At 67.7% G+C, this 18,151-nt stretch carries 11 protein-coding genes and 1 tRNA gene; 9 read left to right on the top strand and 3 right to left on the bottom strand.

Translation table 11 applies throughout. The features are described from left to right. Window positions 1-78: 78 nt before the first annotated feature. Window positions 79-744 (top strand): helix-turn-helix domain-containing protein, encoded by a 666-nt coding sequence (locus tag ACGFU6_RS34370; RefSeq protein WP_393616494.1) that lies wholly within the window; start codon window positions 79-81, stop codon window positions 742-744. After that, window positions 741-2,360 (top strand): tyrosine recombinase XerC, encoded by a 1,620-nt coding sequence (gene xerC / locus ACGFU6_RS34365; protein WP_393616493.1) that lies wholly within the window; start codon window positions 741-743, stop codon window positions 2,358-2,360. The genes ACGFU6_RS34370 and xerC overlap by 4 nt, the downstream gene beginning before the upstream one ends. Before the next feature lie 1,241 nt (window positions 2,361-3,601). On the opposite strand, the gene ACGFU6_RS34360 is transcribed toward xerC, so the two are convergent. Continuing rightward, window positions 3,602-7,564 (bottom strand): CHAT domain-containing protein, encoded by a 3,963-nt coding sequence (locus tag ACGFU6_RS34360; RefSeq protein ID WP_393616492.1) that lies wholly within the window; start codon window positions 7,562-7,564, stop codon window positions 3,602-3,604. Window positions 7,565-7,843: 279 nt separating this feature from the next. Next, a tRNA-Arg gene (locus ACGFU6_RS34355) sits at window positions 7,844-7,916 on the bottom strand. Between the two features lie 211 nt (window positions 7,917-8,127). Here ACGFU6_RS34355 and ACGFU6_RS34350 point away from each other — a divergent pair. The 5 genes from ACGFU6_RS34350 to ACGFU6_RS34330 all read left to right on the top strand — a co-directional run bounded on the left by ACGFU6_RS34350 (window position 8,128) and on the right by ACGFU6_RS34330 (window position 13,973). Then, the gene (locus ACGFU6_RS34350; protein WP_393616491.1) at window positions 8,128-8,862 is read left to right on the top strand and encodes a hypothetical protein; all 735 of its coding nucleotides are present in this window, start codon (window positions 8,128-8,130) and stop codon (window positions 8,860-8,862) included. A 601-nt stretch (window positions 8,863-9,463) separates the two neighbouring features. Next, on the top strand, window positions 9,464-9,838 hold the full coding sequence (locus tag ACGFU6_RS34345) for a hypothetical protein (RefSeq protein WP_393616490.1): 375 nt from the start codon (window positions 9,464-9,466) through the stop codon (window positions 9,836-9,838). Then, window positions 9,825-11,087: an RNase A-like domain-containing protein gene (locus ACGFU6_RS34340; protein ID WP_393616489.1), complete on the top strand. Its 1,263-nt coding sequence runs from the start codon at window positions 9,825-9,827 to the stop codon at window positions 11,085-11,087. Before ACGFU6_RS34345 ends, ACGFU6_RS34340 begins: the two co-directional genes overlap by 14 nt. Before the next feature lie 79 nt (window positions 11,088-11,166). Next, window positions 11,167-11,766, top strand: coding sequence for a contact-dependent growth inhibition system immunity protein (locus ACGFU6_RS34335; protein ID WP_393616488.1), 600 nt, complete (start codon window positions 11,167-11,169; stop codon window positions 11,764-11,766). Between the two features lie 500 nt (window positions 11,767-12,266). Beyond that, on the top strand, window positions 12,267-13,973 hold the full coding sequence (locus ACGFU6_RS34330; protein WP_393616487.1) for a class I adenylate-forming enzyme family protein: 1,707 nt from the start codon (window positions 12,267-12,269) through the stop codon (window positions 13,971-13,973). A gap of 42 nt (window positions 13,974-14,015) precedes the next feature. Here ACGFU6_RS34330 and ACGFU6_RS34325 read toward each other — a convergent pair whose 3' ends face one another. Beyond that, window positions 14,016-15,293: a M6 family metalloprotease domain-containing protein gene (locus ACGFU6_RS34325; RefSeq protein WP_393616486.1), complete on the bottom strand. Its 1,278-nt coding sequence runs from the start codon at window positions 15,291-15,293 to the stop codon at window positions 14,016-14,018. A gap of 309 nt (window positions 15,294-15,602) precedes the next feature. Here ACGFU6_RS34325 and ACGFU6_RS34320 point away from each other — a divergent pair, with 309 nt between their 5' ends. Together ACGFU6_RS34320 and ACGFU6_RS34315 are read left to right on the top strand one after the other, a co-directional pair. Next, window positions 15,603-16,265 carry a TetR/AcrR family transcriptional regulator gene (locus ACGFU6_RS34320; protein WP_393616485.1) on the top strand — a complete coding sequence of 221 codons (663 nt, stop codon included), beginning with the start codon at window positions 15,603-15,605 and terminating at the stop codon, window positions 16,263-16,265. 184 nt (window positions 16,266-16,449) lie between these two features. Next, window positions 16,450-17,988 carry an MFS transporter gene (locus ACGFU6_RS34315; protein WP_393616484.1) on the top strand — a complete coding sequence of 513 codons (1,539 nt, stop codon included), beginning with the start codon at window positions 16,450-16,452 and terminating at the stop codon, window positions 17,986-17,988. The last annotated feature ends 163 nt before the right edge of the window (window positions 17,989-18,151 follow it).

Genomic DNA, 18,151 nt, shown 5'->3' with positions numbered 1-18,151 from the left:
ACGCGGGCATCACGTCCGACTCCAGGCAGCCACCAATAAGAATCCACAAGCTAATGTGTCTGTATGACACAACGTGGTGTGGATGATGAAGCGGACGACTTCCCGGAGTGGGTGGACCGGGTCCAGGCGAACGTGGCCGGCGAAGTCCGCCGCAGACGAAAGGAGATGGGGTGGAGCGCGCAGGAACTCGCCGACCGGTGCGAGCAGCTCGGGCACCCGATTCCGCGCAACGTGATCGCCAACATGGAGTCCGGCCGCAGGGCCGGCCTGCCATTGGTGGATGTCCTGGTCCTGGCCGCTGCCCTGGAGACGTACCCGGCCTGCCTGATCTTCCCGGTCGGCTACGTCGAACAGATCCAGGAACTCCCCTTCGAGCACCTAGTGCCGACCTGGGACGCCCTGCGGCGCTTCACCGGCGAGCAGGAAGTACCGGGGCACGATGCCGGCCTCGTGCCCGACTTCGAGATTCACGCCAGCCTCGTGGGCACCGCCCTGGCTGCGCTCGACGAAGAAGAGCAGGCACGGTTTGCCGCCAAGACGGCAACCAGCCGCGCCCAGCAGGAAGAAGCCGAACGCAAGCGGATCGAGTACGCCGACCGGGCCGTCTCCGCGAAGTACAACCTTCGCTACCTCCGCCGAGACCTGCTCGACGACGGAGCCGTCCCGCCCGACCTCCCACCCGCACTCCACGACGTCGACCCGCCCGAATGGGCCCCCGATACCACCACGGAGGAACGCCCTTGAAGGGATCCACCCACCGCCGCTGCTACTGCCGCGACGCCGAGACCGGCAAGCCGCTCGGCAAGAAGTGCCCCAAGCTCACCAGCCGCAAGCACGGCTCCTACTCCATACGCCAGGAGCTCCCACCCCGAGCCGATGGAATACGCCGATCCTTCAGCCGTGCCGGCTACGAGAGCATCAAGGCCGCCCAAGCCGACCTCGACCACATACGCGCGCTTCTCGGCCTCGCCGACTCCGATGACTCCGAAGGTCTCGATCAGATCGCCGAGTTGCTGGAGAAGGTGGCAGACGAGAAGGCTCCGCTACCGGACATCGAGGCGACCCGTCGGCGCCTGAGCCACGGCCTGGACCTCACCAGCCGCCTCACGGTCGGCGAGTGGCTGGACGTCTGGCTGGCGGGCAAGAAGGGGCGGCAGAGTGCAATCAGCCGCGACGAGAGCAATATTCGCGTCCACCTTCAGCCGCGCATCGGGCACGTACGGCTCGACCGCCTTCGGGTCACTCACCTCTCGGAGATGTTCGAGGCCATAGCCGAGGCCAACGTCGTAATTGCCGAGGGGAACGCCGTACGACGTAAGGCGTTCGAGGATCTCGCACAGATTGCCTGGAAGGGGCGCGAGCCCCGCGCCCGCCGTAAGGCGATGAAAGCGGCCATCGCCGAGATGGATCCCTACCGCCGCATTGTCGGTCCGGCGACGCGGCAACGTGTTCGCTCCACACTGCGGGCAGCGCTGAACGCGGCGATCGCCCAGCAGCTGATCACCTTCAACCCGGCCGCCCACGTCGAGCTGGAGGCCGGCAGGCGCCCCAAGGCGCTTGTGTGGACTGAGGAGCGCATCCTCCATTGGAAGCGCACCGGAGAGAAGCCCTCGCCGGTGATGGTCTGGACGCCGGAACACACCGGGCTCTTCCTCGACCATGTAGCCGAGGACCGGCTGTACGCGCTGTTTCACCTGGTCGCCTTCCGCGGACTTCGGCGAGGCGAGGCGTGCGGTCAGAGGTGGACCGACACGAACCTGGACGCCGGGCTCCTCACGGTCGCCAAGCAACTCGTGGTGAACGGCTGGGAGGTGTACGAGGACGATCCGAAGACGGACGCCGGAGCGCGCACCATCGCCCTCGACTCCGACACGGTCCAGTCCCTGACACGGCACCGTGCCCAGCAGGACAAGGACCGCAAGGAGTGGGAGAGCGCCTGGGTGGAGACCGGAAGGGTCTTCACCCGTGAGAACGGAGAGCTGCTCCACCCTGCCAACGTCACGCGGCGGTTCATCGAGCTGCACGAGGAACTCGGGCTACCGCCGATCCGGCTCCACGACCTCCGTCACGGTGCCGCCACCCTGGCTCACGCGGCCGGTGCCGGCCTGAAGGACATCCAGGAGATGCTCGGTCACTCCTCGATCACCATCACGTCGGACACGTACACGAGCCTGCTCCCCGAGGCGGATCTGGCGATCGCGGAGGCTGCGGCCCGGCTCGTGCCGCGGGCCCGGGTCGCATCCTGGGACACCGGGTCCGAGGTAGATCCTCAGTCCGAAGAAGCGGAAAGCCCTGTGCCAGATGGTGCCGATCAGCTGGGTGATCCTCAGACATCCGGCCGCCGTCCACCCACGCAATAGGCCCCGAACGAGGAGTTCGAGGACGGATGAATCTGCTACCTAGACCCCAGGCCAGATCGGTAATTCGTTCTGCCTTGACGGATCCGAATCTGCGGCATTCGCTGCCGTGATGCGTTTAGGTGTACCCGCGACCGGTGAAAAGGCCGACCACTGAGGTCTCGCTCGGGTCTAGCTCTTCGTAACTCTCGCGTGCTCTGCAGTCTGACTTGCCCTGAAACCGCCCTGCTAAGCGCCCGAATCGCCTGGCGAGGCCCACTCATAGGGCACCGGGTCTGCGCCGGTGGGAAGGCTACGGGACAGTACGGCACTTAGGGTTGCGCCGCAGTCCGCCTCGGCCTGTGCGGTCGCCGGCGGAGTAAATCCCAGCGCCCGGTAGAGCCGCACACGATGAATAGCGAAGAGGCTGGCCACGTGACGGCAGTACGCGTCGACGCCAGCCCGAATGGAACGGTGCGCGCCCCAGACGAGCAGTACGCATACCGCCACCCATAGCAGCCGCGGTAGCACTCCCGGGATCACGGCCGCCCAGAGAGCGGCCCCCGCCGCGCACACAAGCCCTTGCACCCGGGCAAAGACGCGGGTCGCGGCGATGGTTAGTTCGCTCCGTACGGGTGCTTCAAGGGCCTTTACGAACGGGTCCCAGCAGACGGCGAGGTCGAGTCCGTATGTGCGACGTGCTTCGGCCGACACGGAAACGAGGGCATTGCCCACAGACGTAGGGAGCAGCTGGTGGGAGTCGGTCATCCGTGGGTAGCGCGCATACGCGGCCCGCCTTCGGGTGGCGCGCCACCCGTTCTGACTGTGCCAGGCATCAAGGTTTTCGCTGTTCAGGCCGGCGGGTGGCGTCTGACGCCAAGTAGCGAGGTCACTGCGGCGGGCGCGATGCCGGGCTATGCGGTGCCGGGTATACGCGAGGGCGATCTTTGAGGTACCCCAACGGCCGGCGAGTATCTCGAGTGCGAACCCTGCGGACGCTGACAGTGCCCACGCCGACATCACGATCACCGCGGTCGCAACGGCAGCCCAGAGGATCGGCCCCAACGGCCTCTGCGCAGCGATCGTGCACAGCACGTCGGTGTGGAGCTCATGCAGGCGACATAGGCCCTTGCCTGAAGCCCGCCGCCACACCACGGCCAGCGCACCCGCCAGCCAGAACAGAAGCAGGGGGCCACCCATGACCGCGCTCCACCGCTTCGCGATGGGTTCGAGGAGTCCTTTGACAAGGCCGCCCAACTCTGCCCCTAAGCCAGAATGAACGCGTTGTCGGGGTGGCTCGGGCAGCAGTCGGCGTCGAACGGGGAGTCCATATCGCCGTCGGCCTGCTGGATGCAGTCGTCCAAAGGACACTTCCATACGATGGCGGATGGATCTGGCCCGGGGAGGCTTGCGAAGATCGGCAGACGAAGCCCCGGGTTGCCAGACGCCGAATCGTCACTTTCTGGGAGCCTGGCAACAGCTGAGGAGACGACCGAGTCCTGAGTGGCCGATGCGTTTCCGAGACCCTGATGCACGAATGCGGCCCAGGACGAAGGGTCTCCAGCCAGAGCCTTGGCTTTGGTCTTCTTCCCTCGTGCTCGGGCCCGGGCCTCCCGCAAAGCACGTAGTTGCGCCGTGCGCAGTGCCTCGGCGGGCGGCAGTCCCTCCAGATTGAGTAGTGTGTGAAAGTCGCGCATCAGAGCAGCGGTCGTGGCGTCGTCCACCGCCCACAACGACCCCACTACGGCCGCCGCGCCTGCTGCCCCGAATGCTGTGGCGAGACTCAAGGCGCTGTCATAGTGCGCTCCCGGTACGGCCGTGGCACAGGCGGACAGCACGACTAGCGGTGCTAGACCCGGCCTTTGGCTATCCCATCGGAGTTGGTCGAGAACCGTGGCGACGCTGAGCCGTTGCTCGTTCGCCAACACCAGGTGCGACTCGTTAGCGAGTGCCAGACTGCGCGCATGGCAAGCGAAATGGGCCACCGGGTATGCGGGTGAAAGGTCGTCGAACGTATCACTCAGTGCGGACAGCACTGCTCGCGGAGTAGCGGGCACCGAGCCGGGCTCGCCGGATCCGCTGAACCGTCGACCCTTGGAGTAATACCAGCGGTAAACGTCCTCGCCCTCCTGGCGGGCATGCGGTAGGTCCCGGGTTGGGTCGACGACAACCACGCCGCTTCCCGTGAGTGGCAGGAGGGCACGGAAGGCGTACCAGGATAGAGCTCGTGCTGACGGCGCGTAGGTGAATGCCATCGATTCGATCGCGAAGCGGTGTCCCCATCCGCCGGGTTCCTTCACACGGTGCCGGGCCGCGTGCCATGGCACGAGGCCCAGGGGCCCGGCCGGAATAAGGGCGACGCGCGGTACACCTTCGATTCCTACGGTGGCGAGATGTTCGTGCAGTGCCCCGATCGCAGCCTTCCAGGCCCAGTCGCAGACATTGCGCATAGCCGTCCGTCGGGAGAGATCGTCTGGCGGGTTCCCGGCGCCTTGAACACGTAGCTGGCCGTCGTGCGCTGCCGTGAAATGAACCAACTCGGTTGCGTTCAGTCGAAGGAGGGGCAGCCGTAGAGAAGCGATGCGCCCATCCCAGAGGGTGATGAGAGCCCAGCCACAGTGCCGTCCGGCGAAGAGATGCACCACGGCATCGATGCCCAGCGAACCACACCACTCCGCAATGTCGTGCGCCGTGGGTGCGGGAATGACGTCATGAAGGGCAGCACGCACAGACTCCCGCATGCTCTCTGGCAGGGGAAGGCGACTGCGCCCGGAGACTACCTCGGGTAGGGCATGGCGTGGGTCGGCGTTGGCCAGCCGGCCGGCTTCCGCGGCATCGATCGCGACCCGGGTTTCCATACCCTGCTCCTGTAGGGAGGAAAGGGCCCGCAGGGCAATCCGGTCTCCGATCATGTCTGCTCCTGCGGCCGCTGCCGCCAGCACAGCCCGACCCGACTCCGTGACTTCGAGGGCGGCGTGGATCTCACCGGCCTCCAGGCACCAACGAGCAAGAACGTCGGCCTTGGCCGTAACCAACCGGGCCTGCACGACTGGCCCGGCGTCGGGGTGTTCCATCACCACATCGACGACACGATGGTGAAGCTCGTCCCGGATCGCCGCGAGGTTGCCGCGGAGGTCGTCCGTCGCTCGTGGCCGCCTGTTGTCCGTGGCCCGCTCCTCCAGGACGGCGTGAGCTTGCCGCCGCGCGTCGGCGCCAAGATGACTGTCGTAGTCGTCCTCAGCCCGTCGAAGGGAACGCGCGCGGCGCTCCCTGTCCAGTGACACGGCTTGCTCCAGAAGGCTGGCAGCCCGTGCTTTGACCCTCTCCCGAGGGCCGGGATTAACCAGCACCTCCGTGAGAGTCACAACTGCAGTTTCCAGGGTGCTGATATCCGGGGGGTCGCCCCCCTCGTGGCCCGATACTGGGGACGTCCGTGCCTCATAGAGCGTCAGTAGTGCGTGTCCGTACTCGACGGTCTGCAGTGCTAGCTGTTCGGATGGCTGGTCGGACCACCCCAGGCAGTGTTTAAGCAGATCGGCTGCGTGCTTTGCGTCGTCTGGCGCACTCAGCACATCTGCGCGGGCGAGCAGGCACTGAGCGAGCTGGAAGGCTGCCGGGAGGTGTGCACCTTCCGGCCCCACAACAGCTCGAACCGCTGCGACGGCGGCCAGGACTGCGCTGTCCAGAGCTCGCAGGTCGCTGGCGCGTAGATACTCAGCGTAATGTGCAGCGGCGAGCAGAGCGTCTGAGTGGGCATGGTTCAGGAGGCCGCGAGCGGCGTGCAAGTTCGGGGCGGCGCCGGTGAGTTCATAGCGCCACAGCAATGCCTCACCGAGCTTGTTGCGCCACCTCGTACGGTCTGGGCTCGACTCCGGTAGGGCTGGGGACTTCAGGCCGAGGGTGAGGACGGTGACCAGCCGCTCTAGGGACGCGGAGTCGCCCTGCTGTTCGAATCGGAGTCGCAGAGCTGTGGCGAGAGCTCCTGTCCACTCGGTCCACTCGACCGGGCCGCGTTCCTCGGAAGCTGCCCGGTCCAAGGCGCTGTCCAGGGCATGCGCGGCTCTGCTAAGCAGGTCCGGCTCGGCTGAGTGCTCATACATGGTGAGGCTGCTGTAGCCGAAACTGGCGTACATCGCGGATGAGGAGGTGCCACGAGCATCGCGTAGATCGAGCGATGCGTGCGCTTGCAAGAGGCCGAGATGGGTCTCGAACGCTTTCTCCAGATAGGAAACTTCATGCGAGACGGCGTAGTAGTGCCGCTGCACGGCCCCTACCGCTCGCAACCACCCGTCCAGCGCGCCCCGTTCGATGGTCAGCCTGCTCAGGTCATTGGTCTTCCATAGTGCGTCGGCGGCAGCTTTCAGATCTTCGCTGTCGCCGTCGGCATCGTGCCGCATCCGTAGCGCAACCCCGAGCACACCCGTCCACAATACGGACAAGTCTCGATCGTTGACGCTCCGAGCCAGCCGCGCCGCTGCCCTGGCATTGCTCACCGCATGTTCGAGGTCAGAAGGTCGTTTGAGGGCCTCGTAGCGCAGCAGCAGAGCCTGAGCCAGATCGCCGAGCGCGTAGCTCCGCCCCTGAGGATGCCTGTCGTTGGTGCTGGCGTCGACGGCAGTCTGCAACCCGTCGACCGCTTGGTCCAGTACGGCAGAGGCTCGCGTGCGGACGGCCTGGAGGAGGCGAGCGCGGTCATTAGGGGAGAGCTGAATGTGTTCGATGGGCGTGGTGCTTCTGACCTCCTCCAGGTGGGTGTCGAGTGCGTCGCGTAGCTGGCAGGTGTAGACGAGCAGGGCGAAACCGGGGGCTTCGCTCTCATAGCCGCGGGCGGTTTCCAGGCTGGGCCGGAGAGCCCGGTAGGCGGTTCGGCTCTCACTGGCCTGTACGCGAAGAAGTTCGTGCAGCTCGTCAAACCGGGTCACATCCGGTTCGGAGTGGTCGCGGAGCTCTGCATTTTGGGGCCGGGCATACCTGACCGCGTCGGAGAGGTGCCCCAGCCGCTGCCGCAGGGCCGGAAGGTTGGAGCCGAGGGCGTTGGCTGCACCGAGCGCCGCGAGGGCGTCGGGGAGAGCGCCCTCGGGCGCCGTGCTCTCGTATGAGTCGAGGGCCCGTTCTCCGATCAGTTCCGCACGCGTGCGGACGGGCAGTTCTCGCTCGCCGCCCTGAAGCCACCGTGCCGTGAGCTCTTCTACGACGGCGACGAAATGTTCACGCCCCACTTGCGCCACTGCTGCCCCTCCCCGTACTGCTCCGGCAACGAGGGAAGCCTAGTCGAGCTAGGAGCCCCCTCGCCGCAGATCGCCGGGAGTTAGTGGGCTGCCGAGGGCACTCGTCCGACACGACGGCGGCGTCTGTGCCGACTGATGCTGATCAGGCGGGAGAAATTCCGGCCCTGGCGGCCCGTCCGCTCACGCACCGCTCACGCAAACGGCCCCGGACGAGAGGTCCGAGGCCGAGTAAGACCCCTCCCTGGGGGAGAAACCCCAGGTCAGAGCGGTAACGCGTTGTGCCCCCGGCAGGATTCGAACCTGCGACACCCGCTTTAGGAGAGCGGTGCTCTATCCCCTGAGCTACGGAGGCGGGGGCTTGGAGAAAACCTTGGAGAAATCCAGTGAATGGATCTCAACAAGAGCGCCAAGCCCTCTGGTCAGACGTGGTGTGGACCTTGCTGAGCAGCAACGCTGCCCGATATGAGCTACGCCAAAGACCGACCAGTGAACAGGGTAGCGGATGACGATCCACCAGGGGTGCCACGTCCCTATTCTGGCTTGCACGATGGGCTCTGACCAGCATGTTTGTCGTGATCGACGGGGGTGGTGGCCCGACCCTGGCAGGGGTGCAGGACCGTTCTGTCCCCTGGAGCGATCTGACCCAACCGACGAGGCTCCGGTTGCCACGCGGCGTGAGCATGCAGTACGCGGCAGCCAGCAGTGCCGCGGTGGTCCTGGTGCTGTATGGCCTGCAGTACTACGCGCTGGAGAGCTTCTACGGTCGGTTCGGCATCACGCCCGAGCAGCTGGGGATCGGCAAGACGGAGCTGCTGACCAGGCTTGCCGTCCGGCTCGGCTTCCTGGGCTTCTTGGTGGTCCTGGTCCTGCCAGTGATGCTTGCGGTTGGTACTGGTCGACCGAGGGGCGTATCGGAATTCCTTCGCCACCGGTCTGCTGCGCGGGCTTGGTTCCGACGAGGTCTACTCGTTCTGGGAACGGCGGCATGGCTCGCCCTTACTACGGAGGAAATCGCTGAGGGCCACGTCTTCGGCCCACCTACGGCCTTCGAGTTCGTGATTGCCCTGATCTATGCGGCAGCGGTCGTCGCCGCAGCCCGTCCTGGACCGCCCCGTCGCCGGAAAGCGCTTGAGCTCGGGATCACGCTCGCCGTGTGTGTGCTCGCCTTCAAGTATTGGCTCGGCAACGCGATGGAGGAACGGGCGGACCACGTACGAGCGAGCGGGCATGCCGGGCTCTTGGAGCAGCTCGTGCAGCACGCTTTAGGCGGTGTCATCCGCGCGACCCGGGACCGATGAGGGCTGCACGCCGCCTATCGGGTCCCAACTGCTTGTCGAACTTGTCTGGTTGGCTGAGGGTAGGCCGTGAATGCTGCCGTGATGAGCGAGACGGCTGCCAGGGCTGCGAACAGGCGTGGGTAGCCGCCGAGGAGCAGGCAAGCGCAGCTCCGGCCCAGGGAGCCAGCGCCGCGGCGCCGTGAGGCGGAGAGCCGAAGAGGGCGGATAGGCGGCCGTAGCGAATGGCGGCCCAGCGGCCCGTGACGGCGGTGGCCTGCAGGAGGGGTGGGGTTGCCGTGGACGGCGCGGGCGAGGACCCTCGTACGTCACCCGCCAGCTCTGGCGCTCGGCCAGGGCCGCGGCCACAGGGGGCGAAGGTGGCGAGGTCAAACCGCGCCCCGGCGCCGGCAGCAGTCTTGAGGCAGGCGTCCTGGCGTCAAAGGCGGGCTGGCCGGACTGACCTCCCTGCTGAGACGGCATCAGGTGGTTCGTCGCCTCATGCGCCCCGAGACGGCCGGGGTAGCGCCAGCCGACCTTTGCCCGTTCTTTGATTCGTCCGCAGTTGCGAACGATCGGTCGCGATTAGGGTCGTATGGATGCGAGGTAACTGGAGGGGATACGGGTGGGCGACGAGGGCAAGATCCTTGACATCAGGACGGCTGATCTGAAGACGGCAGGACCGGTGTTCCACGCCCAGGGGCAGGCGCTGGGCACGGCTCTGAGCACGCTTACCGCGTCGCTGGAGAAAGAGGGAGCCGCCTGGGGAGACGACGAATCGGGCAAGAAGTTCCACGAGAAGTACGGGCCGATCGTCGCCCAGATGGAGAAGTCGGCGGGCATCATCAAGGACGGCCTGATGAGCATCCACATGGCGATGGTCGACATGGCAGACGGCCACATCGACAACGATGACCTGGTCGGAGCCATGTTCCGGAAACACACCCCCCGCCACACGGAGGGCTTGATGGCCCGGAGCACCAGCAGTGAGCACTGGTGACAAAGTCCGGGAGATCGTCACCGACGTCACCGGGATCGAGTGGCCCGCCGCCGACGTGGGCAAGCTGCGCGCCATCGCGAAAGCCTGGCGGAAGTTCGCGGACGACATGGAAGACGTCGCAGCGGCCTCCAACAAGGCGGCGCAGGAGCTGATTCACCACAACACCGGCGAGGCCATCTCCGCGTTCGCCGACCCTTTCTGGGCCCGGTACTACGGGGAGAAGAAGGGGTGGCTCCAGGATCTCGTCGGCGGCCCCCGTTCCCTGGCGGACGGCATCGACCAGTACGCGGATGCCGTGGCGGACGCGAAGAAGAAACTCGACCGCGAATTGGAGATCGCGGGCGCCGTTATTGTCGCCGGCACAGCCTTGGCGTTCTTCACCCTTGGTGCCACCGAAGTCGCCGCGGCGGCGGCCACCGCCACCATCGTCGAGTTGGCCGCGACGGTGGGCGTAGCCCTCACGACGGAAGTCGCCACCATTGCCGGTACGGTCTTCGCGACCGCGGCCATCGCGGGCATCGAATCCGTGACCGTCGACCTCGCGGTCGCCCAGCCGCTCAAGATTGCCGCGGGTCTCCAGACCGGTGGCCTCAACCTCGACGAGGCGCAGGACGCAGGATTCTACGGAGCCCTCACCGGTGGAGCCTTCGGAGGAGCCGGGAAGACGTTCCAGCTCGCGAGTGAGGGGGGTGGCTGGACCAGCCTCCTGGGAGGTGCCCGTCTGCCGGGCTTCACGCCGCAATTCGCGCTGCCCAGCGGGCTCGGGGGCGAGGCCGGCGACCTCGGGATGCTCCTTCGAGACGGAGAGCCGAACGCCTGGCCGCGCAACAAGCGCAAGGGGCCTTTGAGTCCCAAGTACCGTGGCGATATCGCGGGTGACGAAGGCAAGAACGGCTCGCATACCATCGAGCGGCACGTGGAGATGACGACGCGAGACCTGCGTGCGCGTCTTCGAAGCAGTCCCGGGATGGACGCGGCATCCAGGTACATAGACGAGGGGTCGGCTCAGAGATTCTCTGACGCGGCGATGCTCAAGCATCAGAAGGAGATCGGCGAATGGCTCGCCAGCCCCAAGAAGAAGCTCGCGCTTTCTGAGTACTTCGACGAGGCGACCGGGATGAGTCTGACCCGGGAGAACTTCAAGCGCGGAACCGCCGCACAGTGGGTAAACGGAGTACAAGTGGTCCTGAAACGCGATCCGTCCGCGGCGAACGGCTACCGCATCCTCACTTCGTATCCCATTGCATAGCCCGAGAGTAAGGCGTGAACAGGTGACACCGTCGACCGATCGTTTTCGTGAGCTGCGCAGACTTCTGCGCTCTTATGAAGTGACCGGCTTCATCTTCGATGACACGGAGGGCCGGCGCGGGGTTGCGCTCAGTGCCTACCTCAGGCAAGTCGCGCTCGATCCCGCACGTGCAGCCGAGGCGGCGGCAGAGGTCGACGACCTCCTCGGGACAGGCCTGTTCAACGAAGAGATCGCGGATGACGTCGACCTCTTGCCTCACATCAACCCGCCCCACGGGAAGACGGTGGAGAGCTGCCTCGCCGTCATCGGCGGGCACCTCCGGAACTTCCTCGCAGAGTCGGAGACTCCCCCCCAGTCGCCTCCTCAAACCGCATGGGAATGGAGAGAGCGTTTTCCCGGACTCCGAAACCTGCTGGCGGCGTACTTCCATCAAGATTTCTCGTCGGAGTATTCCTCGCACAGGGAGGCTCTGGACGACTACGTTTCGGACGCTTCGGAGGGCGAGCTCCGAAGCGTGGCCGACGAGATCCACGATTTTCTGACGATCAACGAATCGGACCGGTCGCTCAAGGAGTCGGCGTCGACGCTGGGGCTCGGCGTTCTTCCGCCACGAGGCGTACGGCTGCGTCAATGGCTGGCCGATGTGCGGGAGATCTTTCTCCACCAGTCCCAGGGATGAGTAGCGGGTAGTCGCACGGCTTGGTGCTTGATACCTGACCGGCCCGGTCAGAAAGTCGGCTCGGTCCCACCCTCGGGGGCGCTCCGCAACCCCGCAGGTCCGGTGCACGAGGGGTTCGCGGACCGGACCTGCTCCGAGGATGTGGAATTGCGGATCAGGGCGAGCCGCAGCAGCCGCCCTCCGGTTGGAGGGGGTCGGCTCGTATTCGGAGTTGCCGAGCCGCTTGGCCTTCAGCCGGCCGATCGCCTTGGCCGGCTTCTCTTCGGCTGCTCTTGTCTGCGGCCTGGTGGCCGGAGTCGCGGCCGGTCTGACGTTGCGGGTGGCCGTGGGCCGTAGCCGCGCGGTTGGCTCTCTTGACGGAGGGCAGGTCCGGGCATAGCGTCGCGAATGCCCTGAGCAAGCGCTTAGAAAGGTCGTTCGTGCCGCACACCGACCCGACCCCAGCCACATCCGCATCCGAGCCTCCCGGTACATCCGCAGCCGCATCCGCATCCGCCGGCGTGGTAGCCGCGCTGGCCGGGCCCGGGGCCCCGTTCGCCGTCGTGCGTTCCGAGGACGGGCCGTCGGCCGGCTCGCTCGTGTACGTGGACGGTCCCCGGACGCTGCGGGAGTTCGTGGAGACCACCTGGGCGTTCGGGGACCGGCCGTTCCTGATCTCGGGGGAGCGCAGCTACACGTACGGGGAGTTCTTCGCGGCGGCCTCCGCGCTGGCGTGCCGGTTGAACGGGGAGTACGGGCTGCGGCCGGGGGACCGGGCCGTGGTGGCGATGCGCAATCATCCGGAGTGGCAGATCGCCTTCTGGGCCGCCCAGTTGGCCGGTCTTGTCGCCGTGCCGCTGAACGCCTGGTGGACCGGGGATGAGTTCTCGTACGCGCTCGACGACTGCGGGCCCCGGGTGCTCCTCGTCGACGGGGAGCGGTTGCCGCTGGTCGCCGGCTGGGCCCGGACCGCCGGGGCGCGGGTGATCGTCTTCCGTGACGAGGAGCGCGGGGCGGAGCCGTCCGGCGGGGTCGAGTGGTACGAGGACCTGCCCGCGCCCGATCCGTACGCCGCGCCGCCCGAGGTCGAGATCCGGCCCGAGGACGACGCGACGATCATCTACACCTCCGGCACCACCGGCAGGCCCAAGGGGGCCGTCGCCACGCAGCTCGCGCAGGCGGGTGCCGCGCGCAACCCCGGTTTCCACGCGGCCGCCTCCGCGCTCGGCCGGGGGGTCATCCCGGGACAGGGGCCGGCGCCCGTCACGCTGCTCACGTTCCCGTTCTTCCACGTCGCCGCGTTCACCAGCTTCTACGCCGCGATGTCGGCGGGCGGCGCCCTCGTCCTGATGCACAAGTGGGACGCGGAGGAGGCGCTGCGGCTGATCCGCGAGCACGGCGTGACGCACTACGCCGGGGTGCCGGCCACCGCGCTGCAACTCCTCGCCGCAGCCGCCCAGAAGCAGGACGAGCAGAAGCAGGACGCCCAGGAGCAGGACGGGCTGGAGGGGCTGCAGATGCTCAATACGGGCGGGGCCGCCGCCCCGCCGGATCTGGTGGCCCGGCTGACCGCCCGCTACGGGGAGCGGATCGAGCCGCGCAACGGGTACGGGCTGACCGAGACCAGCGGCGGCGTCCTGGCGAACTTCGGAGCCGAGTACCGCGCGCATCCCGGCAGCGTCGGCCGCCCGACCCCCGCCACGGAGGTGCGGATCGCCGGTCCGGCGGGGGAGGAGCTGGCCGAGGGCGAGGTCGGCGAGCTGTGGCTGCGCGGGCAGGCGCTGGTCCGGGGCTACTGGCAGGACGAGGCGGCGACGGCGGGGGCGTTCAGCGGTGGCTGGTTCCGAACCGGGGACCTGGCCGTGGTCCACGAGGGGCGGGTCGCTGTCGTCGACCGGATCAAGGACATGGTGATCCGGGGCGGCGAGAACGTGTACTGCGTCGAGGTCGAGGGCGTGCTCCACGGCCATCCGGATGTCCAGGACGCGGCGGTCCTGGGCGTGGCCCACCCGGTGCTGGGCGAGGAGGTCGCCGCGGTCGTCCGGCTCCGCGCCGGGGCCGTCGTCACGGCCGATGACCTGCGGGCGCACGTGGCACGCAGCCTGGCCGCGTTCAAGGTCCCGGCCCATGTGCTGGTCACCGGGGAGCCGCTGCCCCGCAACGCCACCGGGAAGATCCTCAAGCGCGAGCTGCGCGGGCCCGTCGAGAAAGAGGTCCGCGGGGCTTGAGGGGGCCCGGGAAGGGGGCCCGGGAAGGGGGCAGAGAGGGGGTCAGGGGCGGGTCACGCGTACCCGGTAGTCCCCCTTGGAGTCCTTGTCGACCACCGATATGCGTATCCCGGTGGCCCGGTCGGTGAAGGTCTGGCCGGGCTGGAACGGGGCGTCGGAGAGCTCCGCGTGCACATTGGGCAGCCGGGTGCAGCCGCTGCTGTCCTTGGTGCTGTCCGCGACGGAGATGGGCCCCTGACCGGTGTCGACGTCCGAGCTCACCTTGTAGATCAGTACGCCGGGCCGGCAGACGGCCTGGTCGTTGCCCGTCTGGGTCCGTACCTCCACCGCGTAACCGGACTCCGCGCTCAGCGGCACGAACGCCAGCTTCGTGCCGCCGCGGGTGGCCAGCGGCTCCAGTACGTGGTCACTGGTGCCGGTCCGCGAGGCGCAGCTGATCTGGTTGTTGTCCAGCCAGCCGAGCTTCCACTTGTGCCAGCCCAGCAGGTCGTTGTTGGCACCCCAGTCCTCGGACATGATGTCCCAGTGCCCGACCGAGCCGCCGCCCTCCATCGTGTAGAGGTCGGGGAGACCGAAGACGTGGCCGTTCTCGTGCGGCAGGACGCGGTATCCGGTCTGGGCGTACGACCCCGAGCCGTCGTCCTGCCGGCTGTAGACGAAGGACGTGTTGGCGAGCGGCACCCCGTCCGCGTAGGGCGCGTCGTCGTTGCCCGAGAAGGTCACCGACAGCACGGTGTCCAGGGCGGAGGGCCCGGCGTTCGGGCTGACGAGGATGTTGACCAGGTCGTACGCGCTGAAGTCCACCTTCGGGTCGGCGGCGGCGACGATGTCCTGGACGAGGTGGCGGTAGCCCGGTTCGTACGGTGATCCGCGCTCGATCCCGTAGCCCGAGAACGGCAGCGGCATCCGCAGCCAGGACTTCACCGGGGCTTCCGGTACGTAGGTGAGCCGCCCGTAGGAGCTGGTGCGGAACCAGTCGGTGGTCTGCGGGAAGAACTCCGCGAGCCGGTCCATGGCGGGCTCGGTGCCCGGCGCGTCCGAGAAGTCGACCATCAGGTTGAGGGCGTGGATCTGACCGGTGGAGCGGGCGTAGCCCGGCTGTGTCGGCATGCCCTCCGACATCTGTACGCCCATGGCCGCCGATATCCGGCAGGGGCCGATCCCGGCCGTCCCGGTGCTGGACACCGGCCCGGCGGACGCCCGGCTGGGGAGGGGGAGCGTGTTGCTGGCCGAGGCCAGCGCCGCGATGACCAGGGCTGTTGCCGCGCCAAGGACGACCGGGTGGCGGTGCTTGCGTATCCGGTGGCGGGGCTGCTGCATGAAGGCGCCTTCGGGGCCGCGGCAGTCGGCCGACCCTGACTGCGCTCTGCGGATCAGCCTGTGTCGGGTGGTGCGGCGCCGCGCGTTGGGTGCGCCGAAGGGGTGGGATTCTCCCGATTCACTGGGGTGTGACTCAGGTCACATTGGGCCGGGAAATAACCGGGGACCGTTTCCCCGTTTGAACTCGTGTCCCCGCGAAACCGGGGAGGCGGTCCCCGGTTAAGCGGAGAGGTCGCCCGAGTAACGCGAGTACGTAACGCACCTACGAACAGCACAGGCCGCAGGATCAGGAAGAGAAGGAGTGCCGCCGTGGACACCGTCGCCCCCGCCGCCGCCGGAACCGCGCAGCCGCGTACGCCCCGCCCGCGGGCCGACGCGCTGCGCAACCGGGAGCGGATCGTGACGGCCGCGCGCGAGATGTTCGTCGAGTTCGGGCCGGACGTGCCGCTCGACGAGGTCGCCCGCCGCGCGGGTGTCGGCAACGCCACGCTCTACCGGAACTTCCCCGACCGGGCCGCGCTGACCCACGAGGTCGTCCTCGCGGTCACCTCCCGTACCACCGACCGCGCCGAGGAGGCCGCGAACGAAGGGGGAGACCCCTTCGTCGCGCTCAGCCGCTTCGTGCACGCGGCGGCCGACGAACGGATCGGCGCCCTGTGCCCGATGCTGTCCGGCGGCTTCGACAAGGACCACCCCGAACTGCTCGCCGAGCGCCGGCGCCTCGAAGAGGCCGTCGAAGGGCTCGTCGGGCGCGCCATGTCCGCGGGGCGCCTGCGTACCGACATCGCCGTCGGTGACGTACTGGTCGCCCTCTCCCAGCTCACCCGGCCGCTGCCAGGCATCGCCTGCATGAACATCGACCGGTTCACCCACCGCCACATCCAGCTGTTCCTGGACGGACTGGAGGCCCCGGCCCGGTCCGTCCTGCCCGGAACGCCGGCGACCTTGGAGGACCTGCGGAGCCGGACCTGACCAGCGCTCCGGGCCGCTGAAACGGCTGCCCCGCCGCGCGTCCGCCCCGCCTCGACCACCCTTTCCCACCCCTGATCCACGCCCGACCCACGCCTTCACGAGCCTTCGCCGCATCCACGGTTCACGGCCCGATCCACGGTTCACGACTTCGCGCGCCCGAACGCGCCCTTAGGTGGCTACTCCCATGTCAAAAACACCTGATATCCGACTCCCTGATCCGAGTCGCTGGAAAGCACTGGCGTTCATCGCGCTCGCTCAGTTGATGGTCGTGCTCGACGCCACGATCGTGAACATCGCGCTGCCGCACGCCCAGACGGACCTGGGCATCACGGACGCCAACAAGCAGTGGGTCATCACGGCCTACGCCCTCGCCTTCGGCGGACTGCTGCTCTTCGGAGGCCGGATCGCCGACCTCTGGGGCCGTAAGCGCACCTTCGTCGTCGGACTGATCGGCTTCGCGCTGGCCTCCGCGCTCGGCGGAGCGGCCCAGAACCAGGGCATGCTCTTCGGCTCGCGCGCACTCCAGGGTGTCTTCGGCGCCCTGCTCGCCCCGGCTGCCCTCTCGCTGCTCGCGGTGATGTTCACCGATGCCAAGGAGCGCGCCAAGGCGTTCGGCATCTACGGTGCGATCGCCGGTGGCGGCGGCGCCGTCGGTCTGATCCTCGGCGGATTCCTCACCCAGACGCTGAACTGGCGCTGGACGTTCTTCGTCAACATCCCCTTCGCCATTGTCGCCGCGGCCGGTGCGTACTTCGTGATCCGCGAGCCGTCCGGCAGCCGCAACCGTTCCGCGCTCGACATCCCGGGCGTCGTCCTGTCCGCGCTGGGTCTGGTCTCGCTGGTGTACGGATTCACCCGCGCCGAGTCCAGTGGCTGGTCGGACGCGCTGACCATCGGCACGTTCGTCGCCTCGGGCGTGCTGCTGCTCGCCTTCGTGCTCACCGAGTCCAAGGTCAAGTCGCCGCTGCTCCCGCTGCGCGTCCTGATGGACCGCAACCGAGGTGGCGTCTACCTCTCGCTGGGCCTCGGCGTCATCGCGATGTTCGGCCTGTTCCTCTTCCTCACGTACTACCTCCAGGTCGTCCAGGGCTTCTCGCCGATCAAGACGGGATTCGCCTTCCTCCCGATGATCGCGGGCATGATCACCGGTTCGACGCAGATCGGTGCCCGGCTGATGACCCGGGTCCCGGCCCGGATGCTGATGGGTCCCGGCTTCCTGACGGCTGCCGTCGGCATGCTGCTGCTCACCCAGCTGCAGGTCGACTCGTCCTACGCGGCGGTCATCCTGCCGGGGCAGCTCCTGATGGGTCTCGGCATGGGTACGGCGTTCATGCCCGCCATGTCGCTGGCCACGCACGGCATCGAGCCGCGTGACGCCGGTGTCGCCTCCGCGATGATCAACACCTCGCAGCAGGTCGGCGGGGCGATCGGTACGGCGCTGCTCAACACCATCGCCGCCTCCGCCGCCACGGCGTACGCCACCTCGCACGCCGCGCTCGGTGCCACCGACCCGGAGCAGCTGAAGCTCCAGTCGATGGTGCACGGCTTCACCGGCGCCATCTGGTGGGCCGTCGGCATCCTGGTGGTGGCCTCCGCGATCGCGGCGACCTTCGTCAACGCCGGCCGTCCCTCGATGACCACGACGTCCGGTGGCACGGGTTCCGGCTCCGGTTCCGCCGACGGTGTCGAGGACGAGGTCAGGATCCCGGTCGTCGCTCACTGAGCCGCCGGCCGCGACGTCCTCGTGACGCGAGGTCCGTGACGTGAAGCGACCGCTGCCCCGGTTCCGTTCGGCGGGTTCTATCGATCCCCGCAACACCCTGGAGTTCAGGGAGTTGCGGGGATCGTGGATTTCGCGGTGTTGAAGGCGCGGTTCTTCGAGGCGT

It is taken from the genome of Streptomyces sp. NPDC048462 (genome assembly GCF_043200175.1).
Lineage (GTDB): Bacteria > Actinomycetota > Actinomycetes > Streptomycetales > Streptomycetaceae > Streptomyces.
The sequence above is the reverse complement of the archived record's forward strand: the minus strand, read 5'-3'. Positions and strand labels throughout refer to the sequence as shown.